Genomic DNA, 24779 nt, shown 5'->3' on the forward strand with positions numbered 1-24779 from the left:
TAAGAAATGTCTGAGAATATTCACCTGCCAAATCAGGTTTTCCCAACCACACACGGCGAAGTTAATTTGGCTGAAGTCGATAATGAATGGCTGATTATTTACTTCTACCCTAAAGACTCAACGCCAGGCTGTACAACACAAGCTGTCGGCTTTTCTTGTTTAAAAGATCAATTTGATGCTTTAGGTGCTCGTATTTTTGGAGTATCACGCGACTCGGTAAAAGCCCACCAAAACTTTACAGAAAAGCAGGCACTAACAATCGATTTAATTAGTGACAAAGAAGAAGTACTTTGCAAACACTTTGATGTGATTAAAGAAAAGAATATGTATGGGAAAAAAGTAATGGGGATCGAACGCTCTACTTTTATTTTCCATAATAAAACCTTAGTTAAAAGTTACCGTAAGGTGAAAGCAGCCGGCCATGCTGAACAGGTTTTAGAAGATTTAAAAGCATTACAAACAGCTTAATAAGCCTGAGTAACAAAAAAGCGAGTTGAATACTCGCTTTTTTACATGCACATAAATTGCTCAGCCATTTTAATTTGGCGTATGATAAAAATATTAAAATAACTCGAACTCAGGCATTGCTATGAATCTACTAAAAGTTTGTACTTTATTGCCTTGTAGCCTTGTTATTGCTGCCTGCTCCGTTAATTCATCAAGCACTCCTCCTACACTGAGCTCTTCTACACCACAAGTTCAAAAATCATCGATAGAAATAAGCTGCCAAGATTTACAAAATCCTGCTTACCGACAAGCTGTGCTCAATACAATTAATCAAATACGGCAACATCCTCGTCAATGTGGTCAGCAGTATTTTTCTGCAGCTAAACCTTTAAGCTGGCATAATAATTTATATCAAGGTGCAAGTGCTCACTCTAAAGATATGGCAAATAACAACTTTCTTGGGCATGTTGGCTCAACAGGTTTAGATTTAAGAGCGAGATTAAAAAAATATCATATGCTGAGTAAAGCCAATGGTGAGAATGTCGCGAGTGGACAAAAAACTTTAAATGAGGTCATGGCTAAATGGATCGCCAGTCCTCTGCATTGCAGTAATATTATGAACCCTAGATATACCAAATATGCCATTGCATGTGCTTCTGACCAGTCTGCTAAACAAAAAAGCTATTGGACACAACAATTTGCAGGTTTTTAAAGTAGACTCAAAAAAGCATCAAAAAATTCAATCTACTTTTAAAAACCAGAGATTCTTTAGTTAGATCGACTCATTCTTTATGAGACGACACGGTTTCCTCAATATTTGAATGGTCTGCCTGTAAAAACTTTTGCTGTAGCTGTAAATATAACGGTGTATTTTGGAATTCTTCCAAAAATTGAATGGTGCCTTTGGGAAATGCATCCGTTTTAATTTTGCCCTGATAGTAGGCTTCACGCATTGGAGTGGCAGAAATCGAATCTTTTAAGCTATCAAGTTCGACCATCACCCATTCTGGAAATAGTCGTAAATAATAAGATGACTCATCTTTGAAGTGGCCAATCAAACCAACTTTTGAGTTCGGTTCTATTACACCATTTACTAATGATTTAACCTGTTTTACCCACTTCTCATCATTATAAACATCAACCACATGTACAAAACGAATGCGCTTTTGCTCATCTAATGAAAAATTAGATAAAATCATTTGTTCTCGTTCAATTGCAAGAAACGGATTTTTTATATTACGTTCCATTTGGGCAGAACCTAAAGCCAAAATCACATAGCGACTTTGTTGCAGTGCAATTTCAATCGTTTGCATATGTGCCAAATGAAATGGCTGAAAACGACCTATAAAAACGAGATAGTCAAATGTATACATAATTAGTTTTTCACTTTTTATGAACTCACCAGTTACGCTCATTACAAAAAATATGCGCCATAATGAGAACCTAAAAATCAACAACGTGGTTTAAAGCAAGGATAGTACGATGACACTTAGCTGTATTCAACAACCTCATCAACATTTACAAGCAAATTTAGAAGGTGGCGTACTCACCTTAGCCATAAATCGCCCAGAAGCAAAAAATGCATTATATGGCGAACTTTACTTATGGATTGCCAAAGCACTTGATGAAGCCGACCAAAATAAAGATGTACGAGTAGTCGTTCTACGTGGTGCCGAACATGACTTTACCGCTGGTAATGACATGAAAGATTTTATGGGTTTTGTACAAAATCCGAATGCTGGTCCAGCAGGTCAAGTTCCTCCATTTGTACTCCTTAAATCTGCTGCCAGATTATCGAAGCCGCTTATTATTGCAGTAAAAGGCGTGGCAATTGGTATTGGTGTTACGATTTTATTACAGGCAGACCTCGTTTTTGCCGACAATACGGCCCTCTTTCAAATTCCTTTTGTTAGCCTTGGGCTTTCTCCTGAAGGTGGTGCAAGTCAATTATTGGTTAAACAAGCTGGTTATCACAAAGCAGCTGAACTTCTGTTTACTGCCAAAAAGTTCAATGCAGAAACTGCTGTACAAGCTGGTTTAGTTAATGAAATCGTTGAAGATGCTTATGCCACTGCTCAGGCAACTGCCCAACACTTAACAGCTTTACCGCTTGCTTCATTAAAACAAACCAAAGCATTAATGAAACATGATTTAGATCAGATTATTGAATGTATTGACCATGAAGCAGAAATCTTTATGCAACGCGTTCAATCACCAGAAATGCTAGAAGCTGTGCAGGCATTTATGCAAAAACGTAAACCGGACTTTTCACAGTTTAATTAAAAATCAACTTCTATGATTTGAATAAACTCAAAGGCAGGCTCTTCGTAAGGATGGCTTGCCTTTAATGCTTTTGCCACTGCACTTGCCTTTTCTTCAAGCACAATCGTTTCAACACGCCATTCGTCAACTTGCTCAAGTTCACCTAGCTCTCCAATATAAGGGTCAGCTCCTTTAACTGGCTTGAATTGCCCTATCCCTTTAACTTGCCAAGCACATTGTTCATAGTTCCCTATCCCACCTGCTCCGGCCGCAAATATAGACTGTTTAGTCGACTCAAGATGTGACTCTGGTACGTAATAAATCAGCTTTAACATGAATAGAATGACTCAAAACTAGTAATTTGCTTTAAATCATACCCTTTAAGAAGACTCCGAATCAAAGTCAGCTCATCATTGCTAAATAATTTGCTCCAATAAAAAGTATTTGCAGGGCAAGCGCCAAGCCAAATAAGCGCCAACCTTTATCTCTTGTGTACATCGTTCTTATGTGATTTTTGTTTTTCATCATTTTGATCTCCGATTTTTATCGTTGTTACAGAGAAAGCAAAAATTGAACCAACAGCAATCCAAGCATAAGGGGTTAAATATACTTATGTCTATACTCTTATAGATTTTCTTAAAGTCCTTAAAAAACGTATTTTCTTACCTTTACTTTAAGTTTAAAAAAAATTTTTCTAATTCAGTGAGCTATCATTATTCTGAATCATTTTAAACATTCGATTTCTTTAAATATCTGTTCTCATATACTGTCATCATAAATGCTAAACCACATAAAATGACAAAACCGCAAGTCATTGGAATTAGTGTGCCGTTATATAATTGCCCAATAATAGAGGCAAGAATAAGTGACAATACGGACGAAGCTGCACCAATAATAGCTGATGCCATACCAGCTACATGTCCCATAGGTTCCATTGCAATCGCGTTTAAATTACCAAATAAAGTTCCAAATAATAAAAATAAAATACAGGCATAAAGCATAAACATCCAAAATGCTACAGTCACACCTATAAGTTGAATCCCTAAGAAAATTAATGAAATTAAGCACAGACCGAGAAAGCCATAAATACAGATTGGACGCATACCAAACTTCATGACAATTTTAGAATTGGTAAATGAAGCAATGCCCATTACACCAGCAAGCACAGCAAAATAAGCACTAAACTCTTGCCCAGTTTTACCAAACTGCTGCATAAAAATTTGCTGAGAAGTACCTAAGTAACCAATAAATCCCCCAAAGCAAAAGCCTGCACATAACAAATAGCTCATGGTGGTTTTATTACTTACAACTACTTTGAAACCCTCTTGAAATGCTTGTAAACGCATAGGTAAACGATTTTCAGGAAGTAACGTCTCTTCTAAACGTAAAGCGACCCACGCTCCAACGACTGTGGCATAGATCATGTATAAGACAAAAATATCACGCCAACCAAAGAAGTGAATAATGAGTTGTCCCAGACTTGGTGCAATCGCGGGAGCGACCATAAATACCATCATGATTAAGGACATAATACGGGCCATCTGAGCGCCGCTGTATTTATCTCGCACAATGGAAATTGAGGCGACATAAGGACCTGAAACCCCAATACCTTGAATAAAGCGACCTACTAAAAACCATTCAAAACTTTGTGTGGTAAAGCACAATAAACTTCCCAAAAAGTAGATGATAATACCGGTAAATAAAATACGTTTTCGTCCAATCGCATCGGAAAGTGGACCTGCAATCAACTGCCCTATTGTCATGCCGGAGAAAATACCAATAATGACCCACTGGGTCTGATTATTATTCTTTAATTCAAAAACTCGTCCAACCTCACCTAAAGCAGGCAACACTGCATCTATCGAAAAAGACACGATAGACATGAGTAATGCCATCAACAGTGCAAACTCACGGAAATGGATTTTTGACTTCATTTTTCTTCTCTACTATTTATTCTACTTACATTGTACTACATACAAATAAGCCACCTTACGGTGGCTTATTTCAATTTTTATATTAACCAATAAACTTACGTGCGTTACGGAACATACGTAACCAAGCACCGTCTTCAGTCCACTCTTCTGGACTCCAAGAGTGTTGAATTGCACGGAAAGTACGCTCAGGGTGCGGCATCATGATCGTTGCACGACCATCTTTAGACGTTACGCCCGTAATCGCTTCCGGTGAACCATTTGGGTTCAATGGATAATGTTGAGTCGGGTTACCGTGGCTATCAACATAGCGCAATGCAACTTGATTCGCTGCATTTAAGCTTGCAATATCAGCTTCGCTAGCAACCGCACGGCCTTCACCATGTGCTACAGCAATCGGTAAAATTGAACCTTCCATACCATCAAGTAATACAGAAACTGATTTTTCAACACGAACGTTTACGCTACGTGCTTCAAAAACTTCTGACATATTGCGGTGGAAACGTGGCCAGTGTTCAGCACCCGGAATAAGCGGTGCTAATTGTGACAACATTTGGCAACCATTACAGATACCTAAGCTAAACGTACCTTCACGATGGAAGAATTGTTCAAACTGATCACGTAACTTCGCATTGAACAGAACTGATTTTGCCCAGCCACCGCCTGCACCCATTACGTCACCGTAAGAGAAACCGCCACAAGTCACTAAACCTTCGAAATCACTTAAGCTCACACGACCAGCAAGTAAATCGCTCATGTGTACGTCAATTGTGTTAAAGCCAACTTTATCGAAAGCTGCTGCCATTTCAATATGACCATTTACACCCTGCTCACGCAAGATTGCCATATTCGGACGACGGCTATTAATAAACGGTGCTTCGATAGGTTCATTTAAATCAAATGTAGGTTTTGCAATTAAACCTTGATGTGATTTATCAGTAATTAAAGCAAATTCTTGGTCAGCAGTTTCAACGTTATCACGTAAACGTTGGATCTGATGAGATACTTCAGACCAAGCCTGTTGTAACTCTGCACGCTCTAAAGTTAAGCCATTTACAGATAATTGATCAGTAATATTTACGCGACCAACTACTGCAATTGCATCTTTTAAGCTAGAAGCAGCAACTTCTGCTTGTAAAGCTTCCCAGTCAGCTGCTTTGATTTGAACTACTGCACCAATTTCTTCTGCAAATAAACCAGCAGTAGTCTGATCTTCTAATGCTACACCTAAACGCGAAGCGAACATCATTTCAGCTACAGTTGCGAGTAAACCACCATCACCGATGTCATGGTAAGCCTGAATCAAGCCACGGTTATTCCAGTCTTGAATTAAAGCAAAGAACGCTTTGAAATCATCAAAACTATCAACATCTGGAGTGACTGAACCAATTGCTTTATATACTTGCGCAAGAATCGAACCACCTAAACGGAATTGTCCTTTAGATAAATCAATACGGACAAGTACTGAGTCTTCTAAATTCTTAAGTTCAGGTGTTAAAGTCTTACGAACATCAGCTACTGGAGCAAATGCAGTAATTACACCAGTCATTGGAGATGTTACAGCTTTATCTTCACCGTTGTCGTTCCAAGTGGTACGCATTGAAAGTGAGTCTTTACCTACAGGAATCGCAATTCCCAAAGCAGGACACATTTCCATACCAATTGCTTTCACGCCTTCAAACAATGCTTGGTCTTCACCTTTTTGACCAGCAGCAGCCATCCAGTTTGCAGAAAGTTTGATATCGCTAATTTGTTCAATGTTTGCACATGCAATATTGGTAATTGCTTCAGCAACTGCCAAGCGAGCAGACGCTGCTGGATTTAACAATGCAACTGGTGGACGTTCACCCATTGCCATTGCTTCACCAGTGAAGCCTTGTAAGCTGGTAGTCGTTACTGCTGCATCTGCAACAGGAATCTGCCAACGACCAACCATTTGGTCACGTGCAACCATACCTGTAATTGAACGGTCACCAATGGTGATCAAGAATGATTTAGACGCAACTGTAGGATTTTTCAATACACGGAAAATCGCATCTTTCAAATCAACTTTTGAAGCGTCAAATTCGTTGCCTTTACGTTCAATTGTTTCATAAGAACGTTGCATACGCGGTGTACCACCAAGCATCACTTGCATTGGGATATCAACTGCGTTGTTTTGGAACAATGGATCTTCAACAGTTAAGTGACGAGCTTCAGTTGCTTCACCTAACACGGCAAATGGACAACGTTCACGAGCACAGATTGATTCGAACTGTTCTAAAGACTCTGGACGAATTGCAAGAACATAACGCTCTTGTGCTTCATTTGACCAGATTTCCATTGGGCTCATGCCCGGCTCTAATGAAGGAATCTTACGAAGGTTAAGAACTGCACCTAACTCATGATCGTTTACAAGCTCAGGCATTGCATTTGATAAACCACCAGCACCTACGTCATGAATAGACACGATTGGGTTGAAGTCTTCTAAACGCCAGCAAGTATCAATCACTTCTTGACAACGGCGTTCCATTTCTGGGTTTTCACGTTGTACAGACGCGAAATCAAGGCTTTCACCCATTGTACCGCTGTCTACAGAAGAGGCTGCGCCACCACCAAGACCGATTAACATCGCAGGGCCACCCAATACAATGAGCAAGTCACCCGGTTGAATCGCATCTTTTTCTACATGGTCAGGACGAATGTTACCGTAACCACCCGCGATCATGATTGGCTTATGGAAGCCCTTCACTTCACCATTTACGTTTTGTTCGAAAGTACGGAAATAGCCATTTAATGCAGGACGGCCGAATTCATTGTTAAATGCCGCGCCACCTAATGGACCTTCAATCATAATTTGTAATGGCGATGCCATACGTGAAGGTTTACCGTAGTTTTCTTCCCAAGGTTGTTCAAAACCAGGAATATTTAAGTTAGAAACTGTAAAGCCTGTTAAACCTGCTTTCGGTTTACCACCACGACCAGTTGCACCTTCATCACGGATTTCACCGCCTGAACCTGTTGCTGCACCAGCAAATGGAGAAATTGCTGTTGGATGGTTGTGAGTTTCAACCTTCATTAAAATGTGAGCAGCTTGGCTCTTATATTTGTAAACAAAATGACCGTTTTCATCTGCTTTCGGATAAAAACGCATCGTGTCATAACCAACAATTACAGATGCGTTATCTTTATATGCTGATAACACGTCAGTTGGAGATTCTTTATAAGTGTTTTTAATCATTTGGAACAATGATAATGGTTGTTTTTCACCATCAATTGTCCATTCAGAACCGAAGATTTTATGACGACAGTGTTCAGAGTTTGCTTGTGCAAACATCATCAACTCGATGTCATTTGGGTTACGACCAAGTCGAGTAAATGCTTCAGTTAAATAATCAATTTCTTGTTCAGATAACGCAAAACCAAATTCGTTGTTGGCTTTTACTAATGCTTCTTTACCTTGACCTAAAATATCAATTGAATTTAAAGGTTTTGGTGCTGTTTCTGAAAACAGTGCTTTTGCATCTTCAATTTGTGCAAAAACAGTTTCAGTCATACGGTCATGAAGTACTTGTTTTACTTCATTAGAAATTTCAGAAACACCTTTTAAGGTAAATAAAAGACCACGTTCTAAACGGTGAACTGGAGTATTACAGTTTTTGAAAATGTCAGTCGCTTTAGATGACCAAGGTGAAATCGTACCCACACGTGGTGTTACTAAAATCTGAATCTCATCACTTGCAGGTTGACGAAGTTCAAAAGACTCACCGTCATTTAATAATTGCAAAGCAGATTGATGTTGCTGCTCGTTGAGCGCTTGATCAAACAAATAGACCCATTGGCTGTCAAAAGATTGAACAGAACTAATTGACGATAAACGTGTTAATAGTTGAGCTTTCTTAAAAGAAGAATGTGCTGCTGCACCGGCCACGATAAACATGTTGATTTTGGCTCCACGGGCAGGTCTTGTGAACCTTACCGCAATGTGACTTTAGAGAGAGCGCATATTCTACTGTGTCTTGCTAAAATCAGCTAGATGTAGAATCAGTATTCTGTAACCTAATTCTGCAAGAAGTGATGTGTTTTTTGTTCAAAATCATTTTTTTAATCATTCTCGCTCAAAATAAATTGTTTCATGTTTATTCAATAACATAATAAAACCTGAACTAAGACAAACTATGTCGCACCAAGCTAGTGCTTTTAGCATTTTTTTGGCATGATCAGGCTTTATAGTTTTGAATAATGATAAATGGAACAAATGCGTTGGTTAGAACTGCTATCTGCAGTTCGTTTAGGTAGTAAAAAAAGCAGTACAGAGCTGGCTCGAAGCCCATTTCATAAAGATTATGACCGCATTATATTTTCACAAAGTTTTCGTCAGTTAAACCGCAAGACTCAAGTTCATCCTTTAGCACAGCATGATGGCATTCATACCCGTTTAACTCACTCGCTTGAAGTTTCCTGTATTGGCCGTTCCATGGGCATGCTGGCAGCCGAAAAAATTAAAGATGAATTGCCTGTCTGGATTTCTCCTGCCGATGTCGGCGCAATTATTCAAGCGGCCTGCCTTGCTCATGATATTGGCAACCCACCCTTCGGGCATGCAGGTGAATATGCAATTCGTGAATGGTTTGACGATGCCTCACATAATGATTTTTTAAAAAAATTAACTCCCGAAGAAGAAGCCGATGTCCGTCAGTTTGAAGGCAACGCCCAAGGATTACGCTTATTAACCCGTATTGACTATCATCCAGATGATGGAGGCATGCGTTTAACTTACGCAACCTTAGGCGCTTATTTAAAATATCCTTGGCTTTCAAAAACAATCGCGTCTCAAGGTGATCGTCCATCACACCAACGAGCGAAATTTGGTTGTTATCAATCTGAAAAAGAAATTTTAAAACAAATTGCTGAGCAGCTCGGACTTATTCAATTAGGTGAATATCACTACTGCCGTCATCCACTTACCTATTTGTTAGAAGCTGCCGATGATATTTGCTATGCCCTCATCGATTTAGAAGATGGCATTATTCTAAATATGCTGAATTACCAAGAGGTTGAACCAATTTTTCTCAACTTGATTGCAGATTATGGCCAACCTGAAGAGCTATCACTTCCAAGCAGTACATGGCAACAAAAAATTTCGGCATTGCGTGGTCGTGTTATGAAGCGTCTGGTTGATGAAGTCACTACAGCTTTTGCCAAACATCATTATGAAATTATTACTGGTCAGCTCAAAGGTAGTCTTTTACAGTACTGTTCGCCTGATATTGCGGCAGGTATTGAAACAGCCAAAAATCTGGCACGTGAAAAAATCTTTGAACACCCACAAAAGTCTGGTTTAGAAATTATTGCTCACCAAAGTTTGCAAACTATTCTTGATGCATTTGTTCCCTTAACGATGCCGCATAAATCTTTAAGCTTTAAAGAACAGCGCTTGATGTCTATTCTTAATTTGTACGGTGCTCGCTTTAGTAATAACCACTACAGCAATATCATGCAGGTACTCGATATTATCAGTAAGTTTTCAGATCATCAGGCTTATAGCTTGGCTCAAGAGCTACAAGGTAATAAAATCGGCTTGTTTTAAGCTGCCTTAATATAGAAAGAAATACAGCTAGTGTCGTTTTAATACATTTAGAACGACCAGATTTACAGTTATGAATAAGTGAAATTACGCTATGATCGGATGTTTAATTGGCGAAGTGTTTGCCCTAGAAGCTCCAACTGTCTTACTGAATGTAAATGGTGTGGGCTATGAAATTGATACACCACTTTCAACATTTTGCCAATTACAAAAAGGCCAGAAAGTTACGCTATGGACGCATTTGGTCGTCCGTGAAGATGCTCAGCAGCTTTATGGTTTTAGTGATGCTCAAGAGAAAACTATTTTCCGTACCTTACTAAAAGTAAATGGTGTGGGCCCGAAAATGGCATTAGGTATTCTTTCTACGTTAAGTGTTGAATTGCTGGTACACACAATTGAACATGACGATGTGAATACTTTGGTTAAAGTTCCGGGGGTAGGCAAAAAAACAGCTGAACGTTTAATGATTGAACTTCGTGACCGTTTTAAAACTTTGGCACAAGGAACTTCTAGCGCTGCGGCCCTGCCTCAGATTCAATTTGTTTCGAACTCACCTGTTGCAGAAGCAGAAGCAGCATTACAGTCACTAGGTTATAAACCTCTAGAAGCACAAAAAGCTGTTGCGGCGGTTAAAGCCGATTACACTGAATCAGCCGATATTATTCGTGCTGCACTTAAATCAATGATGAAGTAAACACACCTATGCAAGACCGTCTAATCAGTGGAACAGAAAAACCTGAAGATCATTTTGATCGGGCTATTCGACCGACTTCACTTGCCGATTATATCGGGCAACCAGTCGTACGCGAGCAAATGGAAATTTTCATCGGTGCGGCTCGTGGTCGTGGTGAAGCACTCGATCACACACTGATTTTCGGTCCACCGGGCTTAGGAAAAACCACGCTTGCCAATATTATTGCGCGTGAAATGGGTGGCAATCTCAAATCCACTTCAGGGCCTGTTTTAGAGCGTGCGGGTGATTTGGCTGCAATGCTGACTAACCTTGAAGAAGGCGATGTTTTATTTATTGATGAAATTCACCGTCTTTCACCAGTGATTGAAGAAATTCTTTATCCGGCAATGGAAGATTACCAACTTGATATCATGATTGGTGAAGGTCCTGCTGCTCGTTCAATTAAACTCGATTTACCACCTTTTACGCTCGTTGCTGCGACCACACGTGCCGGCTTACTCACCTCGCCTCTACGTGACCGTTTCGGTATTGTGCAACGTCTTGAATTCTATTCTGTAGAAGACTTAACTCACATCGTGTCACGATCTGCAAACCTCATGGATGTACCCATTACAGTTGAGGGTGCAGAAGAAGTTGCACGCCGTTCACGCGGAACACCGCGTATTGCCAATCGTTTATTACGCCGTGTACGTGACTATGCACAAGTAAAAGGTACGGGCGAAGTTAACCATGAAATGGCACAACGTGCGCTTGATATGCTTAATGTCGATAAAGCTGGTTTAGATACCTTAGACCGACGTTATTTAAGTATGCTGTTAGAACGTTTTGATGGTGGACCTGCTGGTGTTGAAGCCCTTGCAGCTGCTATGGCTGAAGATAGTGGAACACTTGAAGATGTTATTGAACCTTATTTAATTCAGCAAGGTTATGTTATGCGTACTGCACGAGGTCGCATTGCAACCAACCAATCTTATTTGCAGTTTGGCATGACGCCACCTGAGCCTAAAAACTAATCAAAGGAAGAGAATTTTCTCTTCCTTTTTTTATTTAACTATTCTTTTTAACTCAAATAAAAAATTGTCTTATCAATAAATTAGCCACTCTATACCTTTTAAGTCTTTCTTTATACCTTATTGATTTTTTAATATTTTTAAAAACTGAATTATAAGAAATCTAGATATCAAATCTTCTGAACAATAATATTTTTAGGATAAGGATATGTACAAAAAAGCCGCTTTAATTTTTTCACTTGCCCTAATAAGTCAATTGAGCCTAGCAGATTGGGTAAAAGATGCTACACAAAAAAATGAAAATCAGATCATTCAATTAAGACAACACATCCATGAGCACCCTGAACTAGGCAATATGGAATTTAAAACATCTGCATTGATTCAAAAAGAATTAAAGTCTTATGGCATTCAAGTCAAAACAGGTTATGCAAAAACAGGGGTAATCGGCATTTAAAAAGGGAGTAACCCTGGCCCTATTATTGCGCTTAGAGCAGATATGGATGCGCTACCTATGGAAGAAAAAAGTGGTGTGCCATTTGCTAGTAAACAAAAAGCAATTTATCAAGGTAAAGAAACTTATGTGATGCATGCTTGTGGACACGATGCGCACACTGCAATGTTATTAGGTGCAGCAAAGATATTGGCGGCCAATAAAGATAAAATATTAGGCACTGTAATTTTTGTATTTCAGCCCGCTGAAGAAGGTGGAGCAGATATCGATAACTTCACGCATGGTGATCAAATCGGCTCAAGAAAAATGATTGCGGATGGTGCATTTAAAGACTACAAACCAGAAGCCATTTTTGGCATGCATGTCATGTCTGGCATGAAAAGCGGACATCTATATTATAAAGATGGTGCTATTTTAAACAGCGCCGATCACTTACGGATTCAAGTTAACGGCAAACAGGTTCATGGCTCAACCCCTTGGTTAGGCAGAGATCCAATTTATGCATCAGCTCAAATGATTAATAATTTACAAAGTCTTATTAGCCGAAGAACCGACCTAACCCAAGGTATGGGCGTTATTAGTATTGGCAATATTCAAGGCGGTACAGCTGGAAATGTGATTCCTGAACAGGTCAATATGATCGGTACTATTCGATCTAACAACGAACAGATCCGAGAAAATATCCTAAAGAGCTTACCAACTCTGGTGGAACATAACGCTCAAGCCAATGATGTAACAGCAAAAGTTGAAATTGCACCTTATGCTCCAGTAACCATCAATAATAAGGCACTTACTCAACTTATCCAGCCAACATTAGCCAAAACTGTTGGAGATTCGAATCTTCATGTTTTGGACCATAATGCAAGTGCAAGTGAAGATTTTGCCTATTATGGGAAATTAATGCCCTCTTTCTTCGTTTTCTTAGGAGCAACACCTGAAAATCAGGACTTAAGCCAAGCTGCACCGAATCATAACCCTTCTTTTATAGTAGATGATAAGGCCTTAAAGGCAGGAACCGAGCTACATATAAGATTCGTTTTAGACTATCCGAATATCGCTAAACAAGTTCAGGCTGCATGGAAACAGTCTTAACTTAACAATATGTTCACCATAGAGTGTTCCGTTTTAAAGAAGAAAGACAGCAGTCGCGATTGAAAGGTTGTGCCATAGGACTTAGTATGCAATCTGCTAAACTGCCCCGTATTTAAAAGCAGATGTATGGCTTTGGATAGAACTGATATTTTATTCAACAGTCATATTTTAAATATAAAGCTCTATAGTGAACTAAAACGGAATACTCTCATGGCGAATCATTTTGAATTCAACATTCGTGTTTATATTGAAGATACGGACGCAGGTGGTATTGTTTACCATGCCAACCACATTCGCTATATGGAACGTACCCGTACAGAATGGCTCCGCGCTGCTGGCGTTGACCATTACTGGCATCAAAAAGACTACAACTTTGTAGTATATAAAATTGACGTAAAATATATGCGTCCTATTTTAATGGATGACTTAATTACTGTTACAGCGCGTGTAGTTTCATGTAAAGCTGCGTCATTTGTGTTGCAACAAAATATTTATCGTGGTGAAATCTTGCTTGCTTCTGGTGAGGTTGAGTTGGCATGTTTAAGTAAAGATCTAATGCCACGTCGTCTTCCGGAAGAAATACGTGATCTTATTCGTAAAGAATTGGAACAAGACTAAAAAAACAACCGGCATATGTAACTATGGCAACAAACATTGAATCAACCCTGCATATTTCTGACCTTATTTTACAAGCAAGTCCAGTCGTCCAGTTGGTCATGCTGATTTTATTGTTAGCATCAATTTTTAGTTGGTACCTGATTGCCAAGTTACATATGAGTTATAAAAAAGCACGCCAAGATGATGAACATTTCCAAAAAATGTTCTGGTCTGGTGCTGAACTCAATACGCTTTACAACAACGCACAACTCAATTCAAAACGCTCAGGCCTTGAAGATATCTTTTATCAAGGATTAAGTGAGTTTTTTAAACTCAAAAAACGCCAAGCTCCTACCTCACAAATGATCGAAGGAACAGAACGTATTTTACGTGTCGGTTTAAGTCGTGATCAGGGTAGTCTGGAATATGGTTTAGGTACTTTAGCAAGTATCGGTTCGGTTGCCCCATATATCGGTTTATTCGGTACTGTTTGGGGAATCATGAATGCTTTTATTGGTTTGGCTGCTGTTGACCAAGTGACGTTAGCGACAGTTGCGCCAGGCATTGCCGAGGCCCTTATTGCAACTGCAATTGGTCTATTTGCTGCAATTCCTGCGGTATTGGCTTTTAACCACTTTACGGCTAAAAGCGAAAGTGTCTACTCTGATCGTGCATTATTTGCCGAAGAGATGATTGCTTTATTGCAACGTCAATCTGTGGGTTCGTCACAGGAAGATGCATAATGGCCATTCAACGTTCAGGGCGCTTTGAGCGCATAAAAAAACCATTAAAAAGTGACATGAACGTCGTGCCTTATATCGATGTAATGCTGGTACTTTTAGTGATTTTCATGGTGACTGCTCCCATGATTACCAGTGGTATTAAAGTCGATTTACCTCAGGCAAATAATCATCCAATTGAATCAAAAGATATGCCAGCCATGGTCACGATTGGTAAAGATGGCAATATTTATCTTCAATATGAAGATTACAAAGATAATGAGCCACTTTCTCTTGAAAAACTTGAGTCTGTTTTAAGTGAAGCACAAAAACAAGCTGAGCAGGAAAATAAACAACTTACAGTTTTAGTGAATGGTGATAAGACTCGCCCTTATGGAGAAGTCGTATCATTGATGGCAAGTTTACAAGAAGCAGGTTTAACTCAAGTTGGCCTTCTGACAGAGCCTTTAAAATAAGCTATGAATAAAAATCAAAAGCCTCCTTTTAAACAAAATGCAATAGCATTGAGCTTCACCCTCGGAGTTCATGTAATTGCCATTGTTGGCTTGCTTTTTTTAGGCTTGAGTAAACCACCTGAACAACCAAAAAAGCTGACCACTGTTTTAGTTAAACCAGAAGATTTACCACCACCTTTGGCAAAAGAAGTTGAGCAACCAACCGTAGCAGAAAATCAGGCTGAAGAAGTTCTAAGCCCGATTGTGGATGAAACTCTTCCTCAAAATCTTCCAGCTGCCCCTCCTCCTCCAACAGCACAACAACTTGCTGCTCAAAAGCAAAAAGCTGAGCAGGCACAACAAGCAAAATTAGCTGAGGAAAAGCGTAAAGCTGAAGAAGCTGCTAAAGCAAAGCAAGCTGCAGAGCAACAACGTTTAGAGGAAGTACAAAAGCAACAGGCTGAAGCTAAGCGTCAAGCAGAGGCTAAAGCGAGAGCTGAAGCTGAACAAAAACGAAAAGCCGAACAAAATGCAAAAGCTGAGGCCGATGCGAAAGCTAGACAAAAAGCAACTGAGGAAGCTAAACGTAAAGCGGAGACTGAAGCAAGACTAAAACGTGAAGCTCAAAAGGCTGAAAACGCTAAACTTCAAGCACAACAAGAAGCTAAACGAAAAGCCGAAGCAGATGCGAAAGCCAAACAGCAAAAAGCTGCCGAAGACGCCAAACGTAAAGCTGAATCAGATGCTAAGGCTAAGCAACAAGCAGCTGATAACGCGAAACGTAAAGCCGAGGCCGATGCGAAAGCTAAACAGCAAAAAGCAGCTGAAGATGCTAAACGTAAAGCTGAGGCTGATGCAAAAGCCAAGCAGCAAAAAGCAGCTGAAGATGCTAAACGCAAAGCTGAGGCCGATGCGAAAGCTAAACAGCAAAAAGCAGCAGAAGACGCTAAACGTAAAGCTGAGGCTGATGCAAAAGCCAAACAACAAAAAGCAGCAGAAGATGCTAGACGTAAAGCCGAAATTGAGGCCGAAGAAAAAGCTGCCTCTGCTAAAAAAGCTCAAGAAGAAGCTGCCCAGAAAAAAGGTGAAGCTAAAAAAATTGCATCTTCGGCTAAACGTGATTTTGAGCAGAAAATTCGTCGTGCTTGGGATGTTCCTACAGGAAGCAGTGGTAAAACTGTTAGCGTTAGATTTACCCTGTCTGACTCAGGTAGTGTTAGCTCGATTGTTATTACACGGTCAAGTGGAGATGATGCATTGGATGCAAGTATCAAAGCTGCAATTCAGGCGTCTGCTCCTTACCCAATGCCATCGGATCCTGATGCAAGACGAGAAGCGCGAAGCGTTACCTCTACTTTCAGAGCACAATAATTTTGTAAGAGTTACATGCTTTAAATAGTTTGAAGCATGTAACTATGCTACAAAATCACCAGTCACAAAAATACCTTCAATGACTTTAAACCTATGAAAACGAGCCGCAAACACCTTCTAGCCTTAACGCTACTTACAGCATTAAGTCCTCTTGCACCAACAGCTGCCTTTGCTCAATTACATTTAGAGATTGCAAAAGCACCTGATCAGGCGCCTAAAATCGCTATTGTGCCTTTTAATAACGACAATGGACTTTATCCTATTGTTGAAACTGACTTGAACCGCTCAGGACGTTTCACAAGTTCATCAAAAAATTTACCTGCGAATGCCGCTATTAACCAGATTCAAGCATCTGATTGGCAAGCTGCGGGTATTCCTTATGTTGTTACTGGACAAATTAAGCAAACAGCTGACGGGTTTGAAGTCCATTACCAACTTTATGATGTACAAAAACAGCAATATCTTCTGAATGAGTTGTTAAATGTTCCTGCTTCACGCATACGTCAAGCAGGACATATGGTAAGTGACGCTATTTATCAGGCCTTAACCGGAATTCCAGGCGATTTTAGTGGCCGTATCGCTTATGTATTACGTAATCCTGCCACTCCTGCTGAACGTTATACCTTACAAATCGCCGATACAGATGGTGAACAACCGAAAACTGTTCTCTCTTCACGTGACCCGATTTTGTCTCCGGCATGGACTCCTGACGCTAAAAAAATTGCTTATGTTTCTTTTGAAACTAAACGTCCAGCCATTTATTTACAAGATCTCTCTACTGGAACACGTGAAGTACTTACGAGTTTTAAAGGCTTAAATGGTGCACCAAGCTTTTCACCAGATGGCAAATCAATGCTATTTACAGCATCGATGAATGGTAACCCTGAAATTTATCAAATGGATTTATCAACTCGCCAAGTCAAACGCATGACAAATGACTCGGGAATTGATACTGAAGCGCGTTACACACCAGATGGAAAAGCTTTTATTTTTACATCTGACCGTGGAGGCTCTCCTCAAATTTATCGCTATGATTTTGGGAATGGCTCAGTAAAACGCTTAACATTTAAAGGGTCATTTAATGCTCGTGGCACTTTAAGTGCAGATGGTAAAAAAATTGCACTCGTGCATCGACCAAGTGGTAGTAACTATAAAGTTGCAATCCAAGATATTAATACAGGCATTGTCAATATTCTTACCCCAACCAGTTTAGATGAATCACCAAGTTTCTCACCAAATGGGCAAATGGTGGTTTATGCAACTCGTGAAGGGAACCGTGGTTTACTGTCTATCATGTCCACTGATGGTCGTTTCCGTATGAATTTACCGAGTGAACAAGGTGAAGTACGTGAACCAGCCTGGGCACCTAAATAACTTTTTATTCCATTGATGGAGATGATGATGAAATCAATTAAATATTTGACCTTTCCTCTACTTAGTGCGGCACTTGTCATGACAGGTTGTGCAAGTCGTAAGCCAGCAACAACGGCAACTACAGGTACAACTAACCCAAGCACAGTAAATACGACAGGCTTAAGTGAAGATGCTGCATTAAATGCTCAAAATCTAGCAGGTGCTTCTTCAAAAGGTGTAACTGAGGCAAACAAGGCTGCCCTAGCGAAACGTGTCGTTCACTTCGATTATGACAGTAGTGATTTATCTACTGAAGATTACCAAACACTTCAAGCTCATGCTCAGTTCCTCATGGCAAATGCAAACTCAAAAGTTGCATTAACTGGTCATACAGATGAGCGCGGTACACGCGAATACAACATGGCCTTGGGTGAGCGTCGTGCAAAAGCAGTTCAGAATTACCTCATTACCAGTGGTGTAAATCCTCAGCAACTTGAAGCTGTAAGTTATGGTAAAGAAGCGCCTGTTAATCCTGGCCATGATGAATCAGCTTGGAAAGAAAACCGCCGCGTTGAAATTAACTATGAAGCGGTTCCTCCTCTATTGAAATAAAACATCCAAAAAAATAAACGCCCAAATATGGGCGTTTATTTTTACATTCTTACTTTAAGAAGATTTGTTCTGCTCTTCTTCTGAATGTTGCATTGACTCAATCAAATCATGCTTATTAAAAGCTTTATATTCAGGTTTTGCCTCATAATCTTTCCAAGCTTCCTGAACACTTTCTTTCGAAATTTCTTCTAAATTGATTGGTTCACCTGCTGTTGGGGTCGCATCAAACTTCTTAGTTGTCATTTCGATTCTCCTAAATCTACATTCCTTTGTTATGCAAACAACATACCACGTAAAATGGGGCTTGTAAGCATAAATGCAACACAAATAAAGTAAGATAATTTTTATTTTTCGGCATTCTCATCTAGAATATGCCACGTATTTATCTGACTCATTTTGATGCTTGCGCACAGGAGCGTTTTTTTATGTCCAACCTCACATTGTCCCAATTTTTACAACAAGAAAAAGGGAATCTTACACCTGAGTTGGCTCAAGTCATCGACACAATTGCTGCGACTTGTAAAACCATTGATCAAGCCTTACAAAAAGGTGCCTTGGCTGGAATTTTGGGTAGCGCAGGTAACGAAAATGTTCAAGGTGAAACACAGAAAAAACTTGATGTGATTTCTAATGACTATTTAATCGATGCTTTAAAAGTCCATCCTCACGTCGGTGGTCTTGCATCTGAAGAACTTGATGATTTTACACCAGCACAAGAAAACGGCGAATACTTGGTTCTATTTGATCCATTAGATGGTTCAAGCAACATTGATATCAACATGTGTGTAGGAACAATCTTCTCGATTCTTCCTGCAAAAAATGCGGTTACACAAGCACAAGATTTCATGCAGGCAGGTACTCAACAAGTTGCTGCTGGCTATGTGTTATATGGCCCATCAACTATGATGGCTTTAACAGTTGGAAACGGTGTAGCTTTCTTTACGTTAGATCCAGAAACTCAAACATTCTTACTTACCACAGAGAATGTTCAAGTATCAGCAGATACTCAAGAATTTGCTATTAATGCATCTAACCAACGCCATTGGGAACAACCAGTAAAACAATATATTGAAGAGTTACTTGCTGGTAAAACATCTGTACGTGAAAAAGACTTCAATATGCGTTGGGTCGCATGTATGGTGGGTGATGTTCACCGTATTTTATGCCGTGGCGGTATTTTCCTTTATCCATATGACTTGAAAGACCCGAAAAAAGCTGGTCGTTTACGTTTAATGTATGAAGCTAACCCAATGAGTATGCTCATTGAACAAGCAGGCGGCGCATCAACTACTGGCCGTGTACGCATTCTAGAGATTGAACCTACAGAACTTCATCAACGTGTTCCTGTGATTATCGGTTCTAAGAATGAAGTTGAACGCGTAACAAGTTATCATTAATAATTTAAATTACACAGGGCGTCATAGTATGATGACGCCCTTTTGGATATTTCCTTATGGCGGTTATTTTTTTAGAATCAAAAGACAATGCAAAAATTAAACATTTGCGTGGTTTAATTGAACTCAATAGCGCCCGAAAAAAGCATCAACAAACAGTTCTTGAAGGTACCCACCTTTGTCTAGCTTGGTTACAACAACAGAAAAAACTCTTTTCATTGTTTACGACTGAACAAGCCTTAGAACATCCCGATTTAAAGAAAATCATTGAACTTCACCAAGGTCATGTCTTTATTATTAGCGAAGTTTTATATAAAGACTTAAGTACTTTAGGTAATACTCTTCCTTGCTTGGCTATTATCGATTTACCGAAAACCGCATCAACCATTGACTATAGCGTAGATACGTTAATTCTAGAAAATGTACAAGATCCAGGTAACGTAGGTACATTGTTACGTTCAGCGGCAGCAGCAAATATAAAACAGATTATTTGCACACAAGGTTCTGCCTCACTTTGGTCTCCACGAGTTTTAAGAGCAGGTATGGGGGCACATTTTAGCCTGTCTTGTTTTGAAAACTTTCAATTGACCGATATTCTTCCTAAATTCGATATTCCTGTTTTCGTTACAAGCTCTCATCGTTCGACTAGTCTTTATTCAAAAGACCTTTCAAAACCATGTGTTTGGATTTTAGGCAATGAAGGACAAGGTGCAAGTGATTATGCTTTAGAACATGCACAATCAGTGACTATACCGCAGCCAGGTGGTCAAGAGTCATTAAATGTAGCAATTGCAGGATCAATTTGTTTTTTTGAAATGGTTCGCCAACGCCAATAAAACGTTAATTTATTTTACATCGCTCATATTTGTGAAAAAAATCATTTACACTACTAAAAAATAGCCGATTGTTGTCAACCTCCCACCTCTTTTCAACGTTATATAAGAGATATATTGAAGATAAGGTGGGTACGTCCAATGACAGGATTTTCCATCTCCATGGATTTAGCACCGAAAAAGTCTCGATCGGAAGCATCTAGTGCTCATGCCAGCACGGCTGAGCAACGCCTAAAGGTTTTCATGCAAGATGTTACTGGTCGTGCTTTAGTGATGATGGAAAGTGCTACCCAAGGTCAACAAGGCATTGCTATGGACTTGGTTCAAGAAGCATTTATTGCTTTACACAAGTCTTACGCCGATCGAAGTACTGAAGAATGGTATCCCCTATTTTATACTATTCTAAATAATAAACTTCAGGATTGGCGCCGCAAAGAAGCACGTCGTGCAAACCCATTTTCATTCTTCAAAAAAGTTAGTCTAGACAATGATGATGAAGAAATCATTGATATTGTCGATGAAAAAGCAATCAATCCAGCAGATTTTCTAGATCAAGCAGTGACCATAGAAGAGATCCAGGAAGCGATTGCAAAACTACCTGTTCGTCAACAACAAGCTTTTATGTTACGTGCGTGGGAAGGTTTTGATACCCATACTACAGCGCAAATTATGAACTGTACCGAAGGTAGTGTAAAAACCCATTATCATCGAGCAATTCAGGGACTTAGAGAGTATTTAGCGCATTTAAATCCCATGGGAGGTTCCAATGAATCATGATGATTTCACTAAAAAGGTGACATCCAAACTCGATAGTTTGGCCCATCACCATAAAAATAAAACAGTGGTGATGAATCATGTGCTTGACCATATCCAGCAAAAACCAGCCTCTTATTATAGTGTCTGGAAAATGAGTGGTTTTGCACTTGCAGCAGCGATTACTGGTTTTGTTATTTTACCAAATTCAGTAGATATGCTTGATAAGCCACAAAATCAAGTTGTTGTAAATCCTAAATTATCGCCACAAATGGTAGAAGATTTAGAAATGCTCATGGTGTTGGGTGAGGATAAAGTTCAACATGGTAGCTAAAAAGTTAGCACTTATCCTTTGTTCATTAAGTTTCTTGCAAACAAGTTTTGCAGGTTTCGAACGTTTCTGGATTTTTTCGAAAGATGCCAATACGCAAGTAGATGATACTTGGAATGCTCTATCTGAAGAAGAGCAACGAGCTGTAATTAAACGTTATCAAAGCTTAAAGGAATTACCATCCAACCAAAGTGCTAACTTGCAACAACGCATGGATTGGTTTAACCAGCTTCCAGATGCAGAAAAGCAAAAAATGCGTGAAGCCTGGCAAAAAATGAGTACACAAGAACGTAATGATTTACGTCAACGCATGCTCAAAGCAAGTGCTGATGAAAGAACTGCTATACGTGAAGAATATATAAATAAATATTTAGAGCACTAAAAACCGTATTTAACATTTATCTTTTTTAAAAATAAAAAGTTACTAACAAATAAAAAAGCCTCCTAGTGGAGGCTTTTTTATTTTTCTCATCACTTACGATAACGTCTATAAGCAATTAAACTTAGTAGTGATACGATAGAAAGGATTCCAATACTTCCACCACCTCCACCACCACGTGAATCATCAGTTGTGGTTGCTGTACTTACCAACTTAATAGTACCCTCATTTGAGATTTTACCATCAGCATCATATACATAATAAGTTAAGGTATCGTTGAAGGTATTAAATACATTACTAGCTTGAATATAAATATTACCACCATAACAGATATTACCACTATCTTCTTTAGGACATGGGCCTTCACGATCTGCTTTAACTACCTTAAAAATACCATCCGTTGAAGTTTTATTTGGTATATAAATTGGTAACTCCACACCTTGATCATTTACCCAAAATTGAGATTTATTCGATTTTGTCTTAAGAGTATTAGTAGGTCCATCCCCTTCATCATTCGCAAATTGTAATAGATTTAAAGGAATGATCTCATTTGCTAAATATTTAAAAGTTACAGTACCCTCACCAGCTACTGGTGGAATATTATCAAATCGAGCTTCTAATAAACCAGATGTTTGCGTAATTCCATCCTTACTACTAATTGTATATTTACAATAGTTGTAATCACCAGCTTGGGTAATAATATCATCTGAACGATAGAAGATTATTTGTTGGAGAGCAGGGTTCCATTCACAAAACAATCCATCGTCTTTTTTAATGCTTGTAGTTTTATCATCAATCAATCCTGTGCCAACAACTTCAAGGTTAATATTATAATCAGTAGCATTAAAGAACTTTAATAAATGGTTACTATCTTCATTCGGCAAAGGTAAGCCATTAGCTTTCAAATCTATATAGATAGCTCTGTATTTTGCACTTGCTTTGGTTTGATCAAAAAGATTTTTATAATTTGCAGAATCGATTTTTAATACATTTAATAAATATGCATAATCTGGATTTAATATATTTTTCTGAACCGTATCATATTGGGATTGATATTTTGCAAGTAGATCTGTAAGGGAAGTATTCCCTAAACCTTTTATATCACCAGCAGTCAGTTTCATTAGTTCAATTGAACCAATATCACAACTATTACGGTTATTTGGTTGATAGTAGAGCTTACTATCAGCAAGTCGTGATAGGCCTCGTTGATCTATAGAAGTACATGTATCTCTACCTTCTGGGTCTACATCTACTAAATTCTTACCACCAATATTATTCTTTGGATAGTAAATTGGTAAAAAGCCAGTTTCTGGGGCAGATGAATGTAAAGGTTCAAGCAATAAATTAAAAGCCTGTCCCGCTATATCAACCGTTCGATGCGTAGATGTAAGAGCTTCCGCCGGCAAATCACATTTTCCAGCATCATTCATTAAATTTAATGCATTAAAGGATAGTATGAAACCAGCATTTTTTAAATCAGTGGCCGGTCCTATAAAATAATGACACGCATAAATTCCAGAATTATAACCAATTAAGTTAAATCTTAATTCTTTACTTCCTAATGTGTCATATAAAAACGTGGTATAAGCATTATTTTCAACAATAGTATTATTCTTTAAGGTTAAACTACTGTTAGAACTAAGTATGGTCGAAGGATTAGGTGTCCCGTTAGGAGTAGCATCACCAGTAAATTTCAAAATGCTACCATTGACTGTATTTGCAATATTTCGAGCAATTGTATTAATTGTAAAGGTTGCTTTCGGCTCTCCACAGAACTCAAAAGTATTATTGGAACTATTTGAACCATTATTCAGAATACTAGAAGAGGTAAATGTTACTTCCCGTTTTGCATAGGCTGTACCATTCCAACAACTCATTGAAAGTACACTTCCTGCTGTTGCAGTATTACCTTGAATCAAAGAGTGAGTTGCAGATAAATTAACATTATCGCCACCGAGGAAAATGGCACCGCCTTTAGATGCTTGTGAATTCAAAATTTGGCTATTTAATAAGGTAACATTACCACCTGCATAAATAGCGCCACCAAAATCTGGAGCTGAACCATTTTCCAAAATAATGTTTTGAAGGAATAAGGGTTGTTTATTTACTGCCGTATTAAAGATACGTGATTTACCAGCAGCATTAATTCTCGTCTGTAACGGTTGTAATGCTGGATAATCATTGGTTAAAACACTCTTCTCTGACCAATTTTTATCTTGATCTTTTTCACCAAATCCATAAATCGCTATATCTGCATTTGGAGCTAGTTCTTTATTTAAGTTATAAGTTCCTGCTTTTAGCTGGATGACCTGACTTTTAGAAGTGTTATAAACTGTACATCCGTAATCAGATCTTCGTGTTTCAGCAACTTTTATCGCCTCCCTTAACGAACAAGCATTAGGGTTTTCACCATCTTCATCTGCAAAAGTTGTTACTTCGATTCTTTGATTTGCTGTATCGGCAAAAAGAGGCATAGCCGCTAGTACAGCTAATGCTAATACTGCTTTTTTATAATTTTTCATAGTCCAC

The 24779-nt window shown here is 38.9% G+C and carries 24 protein-coding genes and 1 pseudogene; 18 read left to right on the forward strand and 7 right to left on the reverse strand.

What is annotated here, in order from left to right; genetic code table 11:
* Positions 1-6 precede the first annotated feature (6 nt).
* Both MKL62_RS18435 and MKL62_RS18440 read left to right on the forward strand, forming a co-directional pair.
* Positions 7-468, forward strand: coding sequence for a peroxiredoxin (locus MKL62_RS18435; protein WP_001293484.1), 462 nt, complete (start codon positions 7-9; stop codon positions 466-468).
* A gap of 121 nt (positions 469-589) precedes the next feature.
* Positions 590-1159: a CAP domain-containing protein gene (locus MKL62_RS18440; protein ID WP_005128123.1), complete on the forward strand. Its 570-nt coding sequence runs from the start codon at positions 590-592 to the stop codon at positions 1157-1159.
* A 70-nt stretch (positions 1160-1229) separates the two neighbouring features.
* Here the strand turns inward: MKL62_RS18440 and MKL62_RS18445 are convergent, their stop codons facing one another.
* Positions 1230-1820 (reverse strand): nicotinate-nicotinamide nucleotide adenylyltransferase, encoded by a 591-nt coding sequence (locus tag MKL62_RS18445; RefSeq protein WP_001991184.1) that lies wholly within the window; start codon positions 1818-1820, stop codon positions 1230-1232.
* 109 nt (positions 1821-1929) lie between these two features.
* Between MKL62_RS18445 and MKL62_RS18450 the strand changes: the two genes are divergently transcribed.
* A complete protein-coding gene (locus MKL62_RS18450; RefSeq protein ID WP_000175549.1) occupies positions 1930-2730 on the forward strand; it encodes an enoyl-CoA hydratase-related protein in 801 nt (266 codons plus the stop codon).
* Here MKL62_RS18450 and MKL62_RS18455 read toward each other — a convergent pair.
* From MKL62_RS18455 to purL, 4 genes are all read right to left on the reverse strand, one after another.
* Positions 2727-3044: a YqfO family protein gene (locus tag MKL62_RS18455; RefSeq protein ID WP_000916029.1), complete on the reverse strand. Its 318-nt coding sequence runs from the start codon at positions 3042-3044 to the stop codon at positions 2727-2729. The two genes, MKL62_RS18450 and MKL62_RS18455, sit on opposite strands and share 4 nt — an antisense overlap.
* 67 nt (positions 3045-3111) lie before the next feature.
* Positions 3112-3237, reverse strand: a complete 126-nt coding sequence (locus tag MKL62_RS18460; RefSeq protein WP_000977277.1) for a KGW motif small protein — start codon at positions 3235-3237, stop codon at positions 3112-3114.
* Between the two features lie 200 nt (positions 3238-3437).
* Positions 3438-4643 (reverse strand): multidrug effflux MFS transporter, encoded by a 1206-nt coding sequence (locus MKL62_RS18465; RefSeq protein WP_005128122.1) that lies wholly within the window; start codon positions 4641-4643, stop codon positions 3438-3440.
* A gap of 82 nt (positions 4644-4725) precedes the next feature.
* A complete protein-coding gene (gene purL, locus MKL62_RS18470; protein WP_005128121.1) occupies positions 4726-8559 on the reverse strand; it encodes a phosphoribosylformylglycinamidine synthase in 3834 nt (1277 codons plus the stop codon).
* A 309-nt stretch (positions 8560-8868) separates the two neighbouring features.
* On the opposite strand from purL, the gene MKL62_RS18475 reads away from it, so the two are divergent.
* The 10 genes and pseudogenes from MKL62_RS18475 to pal all read left to right on the forward strand — a co-directional run bounded on the left by MKL62_RS18475 (position 8869) and on the right by pal (position 18560).
* On the forward strand, positions 8869-10209 hold the full coding sequence (locus MKL62_RS18475) for a deoxyguanosinetriphosphate triphosphohydrolase (protein ID WP_000437078.1): 1341 nt from the start codon (positions 8869-8871) through the stop codon (positions 10207-10209).
* A gap of 91 nt (positions 10210-10300) precedes the next feature.
* On the forward strand, positions 10301-10900 hold the full coding sequence (gene ruvA / locus MKL62_RS18480) for a Holliday junction branch migration protein RuvA (RefSeq protein ID WP_000578663.1): 600 nt from the start codon (positions 10301-10303) through the stop codon (positions 10898-10900).
* An 8-nt stretch (positions 10901-10908) separates the two neighbouring features.
* The gene (gene ruvB, locus MKL62_RS18485; RefSeq protein WP_001154002.1) at positions 10909-11913 is read left to right on the forward strand and encodes a Holliday junction branch migration DNA helicase RuvB; all 1005 of its coding nucleotides are present in this window, start codon (positions 10909-10911) and stop codon (positions 11911-11913) included.
* Between the two features lie 205 nt (positions 11914-12118).
* Positions 12119-13453, forward strand: a pseudogene (locus tag MKL62_RS18490) (M20 family metallopeptidase).
* 210 nt (positions 13454-13663) lie between these two features.
* Positions 13664-14071, forward strand: a complete 408-nt coding sequence (gene ybgC, locus MKL62_RS18495) for a tol-pal system-associated acyl-CoA thioesterase (RefSeq protein ID WP_001273591.1) — start codon at positions 13664-13666, stop codon at positions 14069-14071.
* A gap of 23 nt (positions 14072-14094) precedes the next feature.
* Positions 14095-14793 (forward strand): protein TolQ, encoded by a 699-nt coding sequence (tolQ, locus tag MKL62_RS18500; RefSeq protein ID WP_000224630.1) that lies wholly within the window; start codon positions 14095-14097, stop codon positions 14791-14793.
* Complete coding sequence (gene tolR / locus MKL62_RS18505; protein WP_001007562.1) at positions 14793-15245, forward strand: protein TolR; 453 nt, start codon at positions 14793-14795, stop codon at positions 15243-15245. Before tolQ ends, tolR begins: the two co-directional genes overlap by 1 nt.
* A 3-nt stretch (positions 15246-15248) precedes the next feature.
* A complete protein-coding gene (tolA, locus tag MKL62_RS18510; protein ID WP_005128116.1) occupies positions 15249-16595 on the forward strand; it encodes a cell envelope integrity protein TolA in 1347 nt (448 codons plus the stop codon).
* Between the two features lie 93 nt (positions 16596-16688).
* Positions 16689-17969, forward strand: coding sequence for a Tol-Pal system beta propeller repeat protein TolB (gene tolB / locus MKL62_RS18515; RefSeq protein ID WP_000858386.1), 1281 nt, complete (start codon positions 16689-16691; stop codon positions 17967-17969).
* Positions 17970-17996: 27 nt separating this feature from the next.
* Positions 17997-18560 (forward strand): peptidoglycan-associated lipoprotein Pal, encoded by a 564-nt coding sequence (pal, locus tag MKL62_RS18520; RefSeq protein ID WP_005128115.1) that lies wholly within the window; start codon positions 17997-17999, stop codon positions 18558-18560.
* A gap of 54 nt (positions 18561-18614) precedes the next feature.
* Here the strand turns inward: pal and MKL62_RS18525 are convergent, their stop codons facing one another.
* Positions 18615-18803, reverse strand: a complete 189-nt coding sequence (locus MKL62_RS18525; protein WP_000208542.1) for an NF038105 family protein — start codon at positions 18801-18803, stop codon at positions 18615-18617.
* Between the two features lie 182 nt (positions 18804-18985).
* On the opposite strand from MKL62_RS18525, the gene MKL62_RS18530 reads away from it, so the two are divergent.
* From MKL62_RS18530 to MKL62_RS18550, 5 genes are all read left to right on the forward strand, one after another.
* Entirely contained in the window at positions 18986-19957 is a 972-nt protein-coding gene (locus MKL62_RS18530) for a class 1 fructose-bisphosphatase (protein ID WP_000067971.1), read from the forward strand.
* A gap of 56 nt (positions 19958-20013) precedes the next feature.
* Positions 20014-20790 (forward strand): TrmH family RNA methyltransferase, encoded by a 777-nt coding sequence (locus MKL62_RS18535; protein ID WP_000268346.1) that lies wholly within the window; start codon positions 20014-20016, stop codon positions 20788-20790.
* Between the two features lie 159 nt (positions 20791-20949).
* Positions 20950-21564 carry an RNA polymerase sigma factor gene (locus tag MKL62_RS18540; protein WP_000362312.1) on the forward strand — a complete coding sequence of 205 codons (615 nt, stop codon included), beginning with the start codon at positions 20950-20952 and terminating at the stop codon, positions 21562-21564.
* Positions 21554-21874 carry a hypothetical protein gene (locus MKL62_RS18545; protein ID WP_005128113.1) on the forward strand — a complete coding sequence of 107 codons (321 nt, stop codon included), beginning with the start codon at positions 21554-21556 and terminating at the stop codon, positions 21872-21874. The genes MKL62_RS18540 and MKL62_RS18545 overlap by 11 nt, the downstream gene beginning before the upstream one ends.
* Complete coding sequence (locus tag MKL62_RS18550; protein WP_000225917.1) at positions 21864-22253, forward strand: DUF3106 domain-containing protein; 390 nt, start codon at positions 21864-21866, stop codon at positions 22251-22253. The genes MKL62_RS18545 and MKL62_RS18550 overlap by 11 nt, the downstream gene beginning before the upstream one ends.
* A gap of 89 nt (positions 22254-22342) precedes the next feature.
* Here the strand turns inward: MKL62_RS18550 and MKL62_RS18555 are convergent, their stop codons facing one another.
* Complete coding sequence (locus MKL62_RS18555) at positions 22343-24772, reverse strand: CSLREA domain-containing protein (protein WP_005128112.1); 2430 nt, start codon at positions 24770-24772, stop codon at positions 22343-22345.
* Between the last annotated feature and the right edge of the window lie 7 nt (positions 24773-24779).

It is taken from the genome of Acinetobacter sp. AOR01_HL (genome assembly GCF_027855455.1).
Lineage (GTDB): Bacteria > Pseudomonadota > Gammaproteobacteria > Pseudomonadales > Moraxellaceae > Acinetobacter > Acinetobacter baumannii.